Origin of the sequence: Marinobacter salexigens, assembly GCF_018860765.1 — a bacterium.
GTDB classification, from domain to species: Bacteria; Pseudomonadota; Gammaproteobacteria; order Pseudomonadales; family Oleiphilaceae; genus Marinobacter; species Marinobacter salexigens_A.
In genome coordinates this window covers 113,428-125,278 of record NZ_JAHKPV010000021.1, presented here as the reverse complement: position 1 = coordinate 125,278, position 11,851 = coordinate 113,428, and the positions used below count along the sequence as shown (strand labels likewise).

Below are 11,851 nucleotides of genomic sequence, written 5' to 3'. Positions count from 1 at the left end.
ATCGTGTCTGTAAAACTGACTGAAGAAATGTTGACGGCACTGCCGGATGCGCAAGGGCATTTTGGTGCTTTTGGCGGACGATTCGTTTCCGAAACGCTAATGGATTCCCTAATGACCCTTGAGCGGGAATATTTGCGGCTCAAGAAGGATCCCGAATTTCAAGCAACGTTTGACAAAGACCTCGCAGATTATGTTGGCCGACCAAGCCCCTTGTACTTTGCCGAGCGACTGACCCGCGAAACCGGCGGCGCGCAGATTTGGTTGAAGCGGGAAGATTTAAACCACACAGGTGCGCACAAGGTAAACAACACCATTGGTCAAGCTTTGCTTGCCAGCTTTTTAGGCAAAAAGCGGATCATTGCGGAAACAGGTGCTGGGCAGCATGGCGTTGCGACAGCGACAGTTTGCGCTCGTTTAGGTCTGGAATGTCACGTTTTTATGGGCGCTGAGGACGTTCAAAGACAATCGTTGAACGTGTACCGCATGAAGCTGCTTGGTGCAAAAGTTCACGCTGTCGAGAGCGGTAGCCGCACACTCAAAGATGCAATGAACGACGCTATGCGTGACTGGGTGACCAATGTTGACGATACCTTCTACATTATTGGTACCGTCGCAGGACCGCACCCTTACCCCTTGCTGGTTCGCGATTTCCAGTCGGTTATCGGGCGTGAAACCCGTAACCAGTCTCTGGAAAAAGCCGGAAAGCTGCCGGACGCGTTGGTTGCTTGTGTGGGTGGCGGCTCTAATGCGATCGGAATGTTTTACCCGTTCCTTACCGACGAGTCTGTGCAACTCTATGGTGTAGAAGCCGGTGGGCTTGGCATTGAAACCGGGCAGCATGCGGCGCCTTTGTGTGCCGGGCGACCAGGCGTCCTTCATGGCAATCGTACTTATCTTATGGAAGATGAGAATGGCCAAATCGCGGGCACGCATTCCGTCAGTGCTGGTTTGGATTATCCGGGGGTAGGGCCGGAACATAGCTGGTTGAAGGATATTGGCCGGGCCAACTATGTGTCGGTCACCGATGACGAAGCCCTGCAAGCGTTCCGCATGTTGACTCTAGTTGAAGGCATCATGCCTGCGCTGGAAACGGCTCATGCGGTTGCTTACGCTGTAAAGCTTGCGGCTACGATGGATAAAGACCAGATGGTCGTAATTAATATATCCGGTCGCGGCGACAAAGATATCCATACCATTGCGCAGCTGGATGGTATCGAACTGTAAATAATGGTCTGATTAACCGACAGGAGCAGGCATGAGCCGAATCGAAGGGGTTCTCCAGACCCTCAAAGGACAGGGCCGCAAGGCACTTATTCCCTTTATTACCGCCGGTGACCCACATCCCGACGAGACTGTGGGACTGATGCATGCCATGGTGGATGCCGGTGTTGATATCATTGAGCTGGGTGTGCCGTTCTCGGACCCGATGGCCGATGGACCGGTGATTCAGCTGGCCTGTGAGCGTGCACTCAAGCATGGCACGTCTTTACGCGGTGTTCTGGCGATGGTGAGCGAGTTCAGAAAAACCAATAACACCACTCCGGTGGTATTGATGGGCTACCTTAACCCTATCGAAGCCATGGGTTATGAAGCGTTTGCAGATGCGGCAGTAAAGGCGGGTGTTGACGGCATTCTCACGGTGGATTTACCACCGGAAGAGGCTGAGCAAATTGCGCCGTTATTTGCGCAACGGGGTTTGGATCCGATTTTCTTGCTGGCGCCAACCACAACCGATGAAAGAATTCGGGCAATTGCCGATCACTCTTCCGGATATGTGTACTATGTTTCATTTAATGGCGTAACCGGTGCTGCCAAAATAAATGTGGATGAAGTAGCTGCCAAGGTAGCCCATATCCACAAATTGACAGCTCTGCCCGTTGGCGTTGGTTTTGGTATTCGCGATGCAGAAACAGCGGCAGCCGTAGGGCGGGTATCCGATGGTGTAATTGTTGGCAGTGTTCTGGTGGATACAATAGCCGGAAATCAGACCGATATCGTAGCGCTTAAAAGGGCGCTGACGGATCTGCTCAACCCTATGCGTGAAGCGCTGGATAGTCTGGCTTCCTGAGCCGAAAGGTGAAGGGTGAGGGCAGACCGGAATCAAAGGACAGGATGAAACCATGAGTAACTGGCTGGACAAGATAATGCCGGGCAAAATTCGCTCGGAATCCAATCGCAGAACAGGTGTGCCTGAAGGGCTTTGGAAAAAATGTCCCAAATGTGGAGCCTTTCTCTACAAGCCGGAGCTGGAGAAAAATCTGGATGTTTGCCCCAAGTGCAATCATCACCTGAGAGTGGCTGCCCGCCGCCGCCTAGATATTTTCCTTGATGAGGATGGCCGGGAAGAAATTGGAGAAAATCTCGAACCCTGGGATAGGCTCAAATTCAAGGACTCCAAGCGTTATAAGGATCGCTTGGTGCAAGCCCAGAAGGCCACTGGTGAGAAAGATGCGCTGGTTGCTATGAAAGGTAAAACTCTGGGCGTTCCGTTAGTTGCTTGCTCATTTGAGTTTGGCTTTATGGGCGGCTCCATGGGGCAGGTTGTAGGTGAGAAGTTTGTGCAGGCCGCCAATGTTGCGCTTGAAGAACGTATACCACTGGTCTGTTTTTCTGCTAGTGGTGGCGCTCGGATGCAGGAAGCCATCCTCTCGTTGATGCAGATGTCCAAAACCGCAGCCGTGCTGGAGCGCATGAAGCAAGAAGGCTTGCCGTATATCTCGGTAATGACAGACCCGGTGTTTGGTGGCGTGTCCGCAAGTTTGGCAATGCTGGGTGATCTCAATATTGCGGAGCCCAACGCATTGATTGGCTTTGCGGGCCCGAGGGTGATCGAGCAAACGGTGCGTGAAAAATTACCTGAGGGCTTTCAGCGCAGCGAGTTCCTGCTGGAGCACGGGGCTATCGACATGATTTTGCATCGCCACCAAATGCGTGACCGCATTGCTCACGTATTGGCGAAGTTCACTGGGCAAGATCGGCCGGGAACAGACGAGCCCATTGAATTTGAGATAACGGAAAAGCCCGACGCTGATGTCCCAGCCGAGTAATCCGAAATCACAGTCCCCGAAAGCACCGGGGGCTGGCGCTAATCTTGACGAGTGGCTGTTCTGGCTAGAATCGATTCACCCTACCGAAATTGACCTCGGGCTTGATCGAGTGCTTCTGGTACTACGCAAGCTGTTCAGGCGTAAGCCTAATGCGCGAGTGATTACCGTTGCTGGAACCAACGGAAAAGGCAGTACAGTAGCTACGCTTGAATCGCTTTTGCATGCATCAGGGCGAAGCACCGGCGCCTACACGTCACCGCACCTCCAGAATTACAACGAACGCATCCGTATTGGTGGCAAGGATGTTGACGATGCGACTCTCATCTCTGCGTTTGAAAAGGTTGAATCTGCCCGTGGTTCCGTAACATTGACCTACTTTGAGTTTGGCACCTTGGCAGCGTTTGTTGTTCTTGCTGAAGCAGGTGTTCATGACTGGATTCTTGAAGTGGGCCTTGGCGGGCGACTTGATGCCGTAAACGTGATTGATGCGGATCTTGCGATTATCACTTCCGTGGATATCGATCATGTGGCTTTTCTCGGGGATAACCGTGAGGTTATCGGCTTCGAAAAAGCTGGCATCCTTCGTCCAGGTATACCGGCAATTGTTGCCGACATGGACCCGCCTCGTTCCGTTATTCAGCAGGCAACCGCCCAGAAGGTGGTGCTTCAAAGAGTCGGCAAAGACTACACTATCGAGGAAACGACCCCTGACGCAGGTGGGTTATCTGTCACCCTGCATACTCAGGGACAGACTATTAGAATGCCCAGAGGGCCTTTGCCGGTTCAAAGTGTGGCAGCGGCAGTTATGGCTATGCGAATCCTTGCGCCCGACACGCCAATATCTGTAATCGAAACAGCTCTGACCAATGTTAATGTTCCGGGGCGTTTCGAACACCTTCGGCACGAACCTGACTTGTATGTTGATGTAGGGCATAACCCCCATGCCGCCCGTTGGCTTTCAGCGCAGTTGCAGGTTCTTAAGTGCGGGACCCGAAAGGTTCACGCAGTGTATGCGGCGCTCGCCGATAAAGACGTGGTAGGCGTGGCTCGCACGATGGCACCGATTGTAGATTGCTGGCATCTTGCAGGGCTTGATGTACCCCGTGGGCTAAGTTCGGAAGCCTTGGCCGAAAAGCTAGATTCCTGTCCATTGAAAGAGGTGTTCATGCACGGTTCTGTGACAGCTGCGATTACTGCAGCACTGGGCCAAGCGGCTTCGAACGACATAATTATTGTTTTTGGCTCTTTTTTTACCGTTGCCGAGACGCGCTCGTTGCTTGTTATAAGCGAAGTTGCCCCGCCTTAAACTTTGTCCATAGCAAGTTGCAGAGCTTTGAGTTATGGCAAGCAGGCAGTTAGTATGTTTTACGAAAAAACGAGTGAGGAGCCAAGACACGTGGATGGACTGAAGCAAAGAATCATTGGAGCGCTGGTTCTTATTTCGCTGGCTGTTATCTTTGTTCCTATGGTCTTCGATGAGCCTCACTCAGAGCGCACCTCTACCTCAATCAACATTCCCGAGGAGCCTCCTTTCCCGGAAGTGGAAGCGCCGGAGTCTGATCTGGTAACCCCGCCTACGTATCAGCAGAACGCTTCGCCATCTAAGGAGAAAGACGATCAGGGTTTCAGGATTCTAGAAGGCGATGCGCCAGTTACCGAGTCCGTGGCGGGCAGGAGCAACAAAGCCGAAAATGCGGAGGAACAACCGGCACCCGCTGAAAGTATCCCGCAAGAAACCCCGGTGTCGGTCGCGAAGGATATCCAACCACCCGCGCCGGAGCCGAACGAGCCCGAAGTCGTAGCCGAGCAGGATCGAGCGGAATTTACGCGGTCGTTGGAGGGCGCGTGGGTGGTGCAGTTAGGTAGCTTTGGTAATGGCGACAATGCCCGACGGCTTCGTGACAAGATTCGTGATAAGGGGTATAGCTCTCATCTTCAAGAAGTTGTTCGAGGTGATGTGACGCTTACACGGGTTTTCAGTGGGCCTTTCGCCGAAAAGTCGAAAGCAGAAGCCGCTAAGCGCGCTCTGGATGAGGCGTTCAGCCTCAATAGTTTGGTCACCTCCGGCGATAAATAACGTTTTTGTTCTGCTTTATATCATTCAGGCGGTTTGGCGAACCGGGGTTTCCTGATAGAATTCGCGCTTCCTTTTATTCACCGGGACTTTCATGGAAGCGCTGATCTGGATTGACTGGGTCCTCATCGCCCTCATTACAGTTTCCACTCTCATCAGTCTGAAACGAGGCTTTGTTAAAGAGGCCTTGTCTCTGGTGACCTGGGTGGGCGCCTTCATACTTGCCCGTACTTTTCACCCTCAAATGCAAGCATTGCTTGAGAGCACGGTAGAAACGCCGTTAGTGCGACTGATCGCAGCCTTCGCCATTCTCTTTTTCGGAACCCTCATTGTTGGCGCTATTATCAACAATATGATCGGTCATCTTGTACGTGCTACAGGGCTATCGGCCACTGACCGGGTTTTGGGTATGGGCTTTGGACTGTTGCGCGGGCTTGTTGTGGTCATTGTCGCGATAGCATTTGTCCGTTACACCCCTCTGGCTCAGGATACCTGGTGGAGGACGTCCGTCATGATTGACCGTCTGGCGGTAGTTGAAGATTGGTCCCGGCGAACATTCGGTGACGAATTTGCCCGTTTTCTCGAACCGGAACCCCAAACGGCCGTGGAACCCACGTCTGCATCCCGCTAACATTCAGAATTAACACCCGGAGATTACTCTATCCATGTGTGGCATTGTCGGCATCGTCAGTACTTCCAACGTCAATCAGTCGCTCTATGATGCGCTGACTGTACTTCAACACCGGGGCCAGGATGCGGCGGGCATAGTTACGTTTCAGGATGAACGCTTCTACCTGCGCAAAGATAATGGATTAGTACGGGACGTATTCCATACCCGCCACATGCACCGGTTGGTAGGCAATGTTGGTATCGGCCACGTACGCTATCCCACTGCAGGTAGTGCCAGTTCTGCAGAATCTCAGCCTTTTTATGTAAACAGTCCTTACGGAATTACTCTGGCCCATAACGGCAACCTTACCAACGCCGACGAGTTGAGCCAGGACCTGTTTCGAACTGACCTGCGCCATATCAATACTAATTCTGACTCGGAAGTACTGTTGAACGTTTTTGCCCACGAGCTACAAAAACTGGGCAAGCTTGACCCGACAAAAGAGGAAATATTCTCTGCTGTGCGCGCCGTGCATCAACGTTGTCGTGGAGCCTACGCGGCTATTGCCATGATAACGGGTTACGGCATTGTAGGTTTCCGTGATCCTAACGGCATACGCCCCGCGTGTTATGGGGAGAGAACCTCTGAAAGCGGTCGAAAGGAATATATGATCGCATCTGAGAGTGTTGCCCTTAGTGCTGCCGGATACACTCTGGTAAGGGACATCGCTCCAGGTGAGGCGGTCTACATTGAGACTGATGGCACACTCTATACCCAGCAATGTGCTCAGCAGCCTAAGCTCTACCCATGTATTTTCGAGCATGTCTATTTTGCGCGTCCTGACTCCATAATCGATGGTGTTTCGGTATACAAAGCACGACTGCGCATGGGTGAAACTCTGGCGGATAAAGTGCTAAGGGAGCGCCCAAATCACGATATTGATGTGGTTATGCCAATTCCTGACACCAGTCGTACATCAGCCATGCAGATGGCTTACCGTTTGGGGGTGAAGTTCCGCGAAGGCTTTATTAAGAATCGCTATATCGGCCGCACGTTTATCATGCCCGGCCAAACCATGCGCAAAAAGTCTGTGCGCCAGAAGCTGAACCCTATTGATCTGGAGTTCAAAGGTAAAAACGTAATGTTGGTGGATGACTCCATTGTTAGAGGCACCACCTGCAAAGAAATTGTTCAGATGGCCAGAGATGCGGGCGCTAGAAACGTGTACTTTGCATCGGCAGCGCCCCCGGTTCGTTACCCCAACGTTTACGGTATCGATATGCCATCAGCCACTGAACTAATTGCGCACGACCGGACTGTTGACGAAATTGGCGAGCTTATAGGTACTGATTGGCTGCTGTATCAGGATCTTGAAGATCTGGTGACGTGTGTAAGTGACGTGAATGACAATATCGATGGCTGGGAATGTTCGGTATTTACCGGCGAGTACGTAACCGGAGATATTGACGCGGCATACCTCAATCGCCTCGATGAAGCTCGAAATGACTTAAAACGTTCTGGAGGCGTTGAATCCGTCTCTGGCGATAACGGCATTATTGACCTCCACAACGACGAAGACTGATTACCGAGCCTTATCAGGAGACGCTCATGACTTTTCATCGCGAAGAAACTGTCCAGATTCCCGAATCGGATCTTGAGGGTATGTCTCTGGATACTTTGGCGGTGAGGGCAGGGCAACTGCGTACCGCTCAGCTTGAGCACAGCGATGCTATTTTTCCCACATCGAGCTTTGTCTACGGTAGTGCGGCCCAAGCGGCGGCTCGTTTTGGTGGCGACGAGCCGGGTAACATCTATTCCCGGTTTACCAATCCTACGGTTCAGGCGTTCGAAGGCCGCATAGCTGCGATGGAAGGTGGCGATCGAGCGGTTGCAACATCTTCAGGTATGGCTGCCATTCTCAGCACTTGTATGGCACTGCTGAAAAGTGGTGATCATGTGATTTGCTCACGGGGTGTATTCGGAACCACCAATGTGCTGTTCCAGAAATACATGGCTAAGTTTGGTGTTGAAACCACATTTGTGAGCCTGACGGATACACAAGATTGGGATTCGGCAGTGCGTTCAAATACTCGTATGCTGTTTGTTGAAACCCCGTCTAATCCACTTTGCGAAGTGGCCGATATGGCGGCGTTGGCAAAGCTTGCCCATGATAATAACGCATTGTTCGTGGTCGATAACTGCTTCCTAACGCCGGTATTACAGCGGCCTTTAGAACATGGTGCGGATATCGTTATCCACTCGGCAACCAAGTATTTGGATGGTCAGGGCCGCTGTGTAGGCGGTGTGGTGGTCGGTCCGGCCAAGCTTATGGACGAAGTGTATGGCTTTTTAAGGTCTGCTGGCCCCACTATGAGCCCGTTCAATGCCTGGGTATTCCACAAAGGCTTGGAAACCTTACCAATCCGTATGCGAGCCCACTGTGACAATGCGTTAGAGTTGGCTAAGTGGCTAGAGCAGCAGCCGGAAGTAGAGCACGTTTACTACGCCGGACTCGAAAGCCATCCGCAGCACGCTCTTGCAAAAAAACAGCAGAAAGGGTTTGGTGGGGTGCTGTCATTTTGTTTGAAGGGTGGTCGGGAAGAAGCGTGGACGTTTATCGATGCGACCCGGATGATTTCAATTACTGCGAACTTGGGCGACGTTAAGACCACCATTACACATCCGGCGACCACTACCCACGGGCGCTTGTCTCCGGAAGATAAAGCCAGAGCGGGTATAACCGAAAACCTCTTACGGGTTTCGGTGGGAATAGAAGCAGTCGAAGATCTGAAAACAGATTTGTACCGGGGTTTTCAGACTCTTCAGAACGCAAGCAACACTTAACGTTTGAGCATTCATGGCCGAATCTGCAAAAGCGAAGCAATCACCCCAGCAACTTACAGACAAGCAACTGCGTTTTCGCCGCCTTGCTGCACAGGGTGCCCGTGAAGGTGCGGTAATTGGGCTCATAGCCTTTTGCATTTATCTGGCTATGGCACTGGTTACCTTCAATCCTGCAGATCCGGGTTGGGCCAGCATCGGTCACGAGACGAGTGTGCTTAACGCGGCAGGACGATCCGGTGCTTGGCTCGCAAGCCTATTAATGGATTTTTTCGGCCACGTAGCCTATTTGTTTCCGATGATGGTCGCAGGCTATGCCATCATGCTTATCCGCCTTCGGAACGAGTCTCTGGATCTGCATTGGCCGCTGTTTTTGATGCGTTTTGGCGGTTTTTTGCTAATCCTATTGTCCGCTACGAGCTTGCTTTCGCTTTATTCTGTTTTTGGCTTAGGCGCTTCCTCGGGCGGGGTGCTTGGTACTGTCGTTTCAGACGCGATGGTTCGGTTTTTTAACCTTCCTGCGACCACACTTCTGCTTATTGCCATCTTTTTGTTTGCACTGACTGTGACGGTCGGGCTTTCATGGTTCTGGCTTATGGATCAACTTGGCGGGCTGACATTGCGGTTTGGGCAATATCTTAAAGGCCTAATGCAATCTAATAAAACAAAGGCCACCCCCGAGAAGATCCCGGAACCTTCGCAGAGCCCACCGGCTCAAAAAGCAAAATCTGCCGCATCATTGGCTTCATCGAGTACAGATAATAGCGCGGACACGCCAAATAAACGCTGGTGGCATAGCCTTCCCGGGTTCGGGTCAGGTAACAAGGCGAAAGCCAAGCCTACAAAACCGGCGGATGAGCGCATAGAGCCAGCACTTGAAGGTTTCTCTGCGGGAGGTGGTCCAGAACCCGCACGGCTCGAAAGCTTCAGTTCCCGGGATGAGGCGCCCGTGAAAACCCGTGATCAGAAGCCGTCAGCCGATAAGGGTAAAACACCGGAAGGTCGTTCGCTGAAAATATCGCCTTTCAAGAAAGACGAGCAGTCAGGACAAGTAAAGACTGGTAAAAATTCTCAACCGTCTCTTCTTGAGGATATAGAAAGCCCCATTCCTCCTATCTCGCTGCTCGACCCGCCTGAAGAGCAAAAGGAGAGTGGGTATTCCGAAGAAGCTTTGGAGCATATGTCGCGCCTGCTTGAGGAAAAGCTGGGTGATTTTGGTGTTTCTGCCGAGGTAGTTGAAGTAAACCCCGGCCCGGTTATCACTCGCTTTGAGATTAAACCTGCCGCGGGCGTCAAGGTTAGTAAAATTTCCAACCTTGCCAAAGACTTGGCTCGCTCTCTTGCGGTTTTAAGTGTGAGAGTTGTAGAAGTTATTCCGGGTAAGTCGGTAGTGGGTATCGAGATTCCCAACGAAAAGCGGGAAATAGTTCGCCTTAGCGAAGTGCTCAGCGCAAGAGTGTTCAGTGAATCCAGTTCGGCGTTAACCATGGCGCTGGGTAACGACATCGGCGGCAACCCCATGGTTGCGAATCTGGCAAAAATGCCGCACCTGTTGGTTGCCGGTACCACTGGCTCCGGTAAGTCGGTCGGGGTTAATGCCATGCTGTTAAGCATGCTGTTGAAGGCCGGGCCTGAAGATGTTCGTTTCATTATGGTAGACCCCAAGATGCTGGAGCTCAGCATTTATGACGGCATTCCTCACCTACTGGCTCCGGTGGTTACCGATATGAAAGAGGCCGCAAATGCACTGCGTTGGTGTGTGGCCGAAATGGAACGCAGGTATCGACTATTGGCAAGTCTGGGCGTGCGTAACCTTGCGGGCTACAACCGCAAGGTAAAAGATGCGGCGGAAGCAGGTGAACCGCTACTTGACCCCCTCTGGAAGCCAGACGAATTTTTGGCGAATGACGAGCAAGAACGCCCCGAACTTGAGCATTTGCCGTTTATCGTTGTAGTAATTGACGAATTTGCCGACATGATGATGATTGTGGGCAAAAAAGTTGAAGAGTTGATTGCTCGAATTGCACAGAAGGCGAGGGCAGCAGGCATTCATTTAATATTGGCAACCCAAAGACCTTCGGTGGACGTGATTACTGGCTTGATCAAAGCCAACATTCCGACCCGTATGTCATTTCAAGTGTCCTCCAAGATTGACTCACGAACCGTTCTTGACCAAGGCGGGGCGGAGCAGCTTCTTGGGCATGGCGACATGCTTTATCTACCTCCTGGCTCGGGGCTTCCCGTGCGTGTTCACGGCGCCTTTGTGGATGATGATGAAGTCCACCGGGTAGTGAGTGCATGGAAAGCCCGGGGTGAGCCTGTCTATGTGGATGATGTTCTTAGCGGCGCTGAAGGCGAACATCTACCTGGGGTTCCAACCCTATCTGAGGGTGGGGACAGTGAAGGTGATGCGCTTTTCGATGAAGCCGTTGCGTTCGTGACAGAAGGGCGTCGGGTTTCTATTTCCTCCGTACAGAGAAAATTCAAGATAGGTTATAACCGGGCGGCCAATCTGGTCGAAGCTATGGAAGCATCCGGGGTAGTCAGTTCAGCGGGCCACAACGGCGCCCGTGAGGTGCTGGCGCCACCCCCACCGAGAGATTAGGAGTCGTAGTTTTATGCAACAATATTTATTAAAGCACCTATCAGCTCTAGTGACGGCATTGACCTTTGCTCTGGTGTTCAGCAGTTCAGCGGCGGCATCTGGGAAAACCGGTGCGACGGCGGAATTGGCCTCTTTGCTGGGTAGTTACGAAACCTATCAAGCAGACTTTATTCAAATTGTGGTTAACGAGAATGGAAGTAAAGTTCAGGAAACCCGTGGTTCCTTGAAAGCCAAACGGCCGGGCTTGTTTTACTGGGAAACCAGTGCTCCGCTATCACAGTTTATCGTCAGTGACGGCGACAGTGTTGAGGTCTATGACCCTGACCTGGAACAGGTAACCGTTCACAACCTCGACGACCGCGTTCAAACTACGCCAGCATTGCTACTGAGTGGCGAGGTCGACAATCTGGAAGAGACCTACCGGGTGTCCGGTCGCGAAATCAGTGACGACATCCGGGAGTTTACACTCCAACCGAAAAGCGAAGATTCGTTGTTTGTGTCCTTGCGCCTGACATTCTTCAAGAGCGAATTGCAAGAAATGCGCATGCAGGATTCTTTGTCCCAGCTTAGTGTGTTGAGTTTTGATCACATCCGGCTTAACGAGGCGGTGGAAAAAAGCGTGTTTTCTCTTGAGTACCCGGAGGGCGTTGACGTAATTCGGGACGAAAGCTGAA

Annotated in this window: 10 protein-coding genes; all 10 read left to right on the top strand. The window is 52.0% G+C overall.

The annotated features are described in order from the left end of the window. Positions 1–15 precede the first annotated feature (15 nt). Entirely contained in the window at positions 16–1,224 is a 1,209-nt protein-coding gene (gene trpB / locus KO508_RS14285; protein ID WP_436836627.1) for a tryptophan synthase subunit beta, read from the top strand. 31 nt (positions 1,225–1,255) lie between these two features. Further along, a complete protein-coding gene (gene trpA / locus KO508_RS14280) occupies positions 1,256–2,068 on the top strand; it encodes a tryptophan synthase subunit alpha (RefSeq protein WP_216008990.1) in 813 nt (270 codons plus the stop codon). Between the two features lie 52 nt (positions 2,069–2,120). Then, positions 2,121–3,047 (top strand): acetyl-CoA carboxylase, carboxyltransferase subunit beta, encoded by a 927-nt coding sequence (gene accD, locus KO508_RS14275; RefSeq protein WP_216008989.1) that lies wholly within the window; start codon positions 2,121–2,123, stop codon positions 3,045–3,047. Continuing rightward, positions 3,031–4,353 carry a bifunctional tetrahydrofolate synthase/dihydrofolate synthase gene (gene folC / locus KO508_RS14270; RefSeq protein WP_216008988.1) on the top strand — a complete coding sequence of 441 codons (1,323 nt, stop codon included), beginning with the start codon at positions 3,031–3,033 and terminating at the stop codon, positions 4,351–4,353. The genes accD and folC overlap by 17 nt, the downstream gene beginning before the upstream one ends. 90 nt (positions 4,354–4,443) lie before the next feature. Continuing rightward, on the top strand, positions 4,444–5,124 hold the full coding sequence (locus KO508_RS14265; protein ID WP_216009767.1) for an SPOR domain-containing protein: 681 nt from the start codon (positions 4,444–4,446) through the stop codon (positions 5,122–5,124). A 91-nt stretch (positions 5,125–5,215) separates the two neighbouring features. Next, positions 5,216–5,752, top strand: a complete 537-nt coding sequence (locus tag KO508_RS14260; RefSeq protein ID WP_216008987.1) for a CvpA family protein — start codon at positions 5,216–5,218, stop codon at positions 5,750–5,752. Positions 5,753–5,786: 34 nt separating this feature from the next. Next, entirely contained in the window at positions 5,787–7,313 is a 1,527-nt protein-coding gene (purF, locus tag KO508_RS14255) for an amidophosphoribosyltransferase (RefSeq protein WP_216008986.1), read from the top strand. A gap of 26 nt (positions 7,314–7,339) precedes the next feature. Beyond that, positions 7,340–8,575, top strand: coding sequence for an O-succinylhomoserine sulfhydrylase (locus tag KO508_RS14250; protein ID WP_216008985.1), 1,236 nt, complete (start codon positions 7,340–7,342; stop codon positions 8,573–8,575). A gap of 13 nt (positions 8,576–8,588) precedes the next feature. Beyond that, the gene (locus KO508_RS14245; protein ID WP_216008984.1) at positions 8,589–11,177 is read left to right on the top strand and encodes a DNA translocase FtsK; all 2,589 of its coding nucleotides are present in this window, start codon (positions 8,589–8,591) and stop codon (positions 11,175–11,177) included. A gap of 13 nt (positions 11,178–11,190) precedes the next feature. Beyond that, positions 11,191–11,850, top strand: a complete 660-nt coding sequence (gene lolA, locus KO508_RS14240) for an outer membrane lipoprotein chaperone LolA (RefSeq protein WP_216008983.1) — start codon at positions 11,191–11,193, stop codon at positions 11,848–11,850. Position 11,851: the final 1 nt, after the last annotated feature.

Coding starts and splice junctions, on each gene's coding strand:
- purF (WP_216008986.1), top strand. CDS start 5,787: ATGTGTGGCATTGTCGGCATCGTCAGTACTTCCAACGTCAATCAGTCG.
- KO508_RS14245 (WP_216008984.1), top strand. CDS start 8,589: ATGGCCGAATCTGCAAAAGCGAAGCAATCACCCCAGCAACTTACAGAC.
- KO508_RS14250 (WP_216008985.1), top strand. CDS start 7,340: ATGACTTTTCATCGCGAAGAAACTGTCCAGATTCCCGAATCGGATCTT.
- accD (WP_216008989.1), top strand. CDS start 2,121: ATGAGTAACTGGCTGGACAAGATAATGCCGGGCAAAATTCGCTCGGAA.
- folC (WP_216008988.1), top strand. CDS start 3,031: ATGTCCCAGCCGAGTAATCCGAAATCACAGTCCCCGAAAGCACCGGGG.
- KO508_RS14260 (WP_216008987.1), top strand. CDS start 5,216: ATGGAAGCGCTGATCTGGATTGACTGGGTCCTCATCGCCCTCATTACA.
- lolA (WP_216008983.1), top strand. CDS start 11,191: ATGCAACAATATTTATTAAAGCACCTATCAGCTCTAGTGACGGCATTG.
- trpA (WP_216008990.1), top strand. CDS start 1,256: ATGAGCCGAATCGAAGGGGTTCTCCAGACCCTCAAAGGACAGGGCCGC.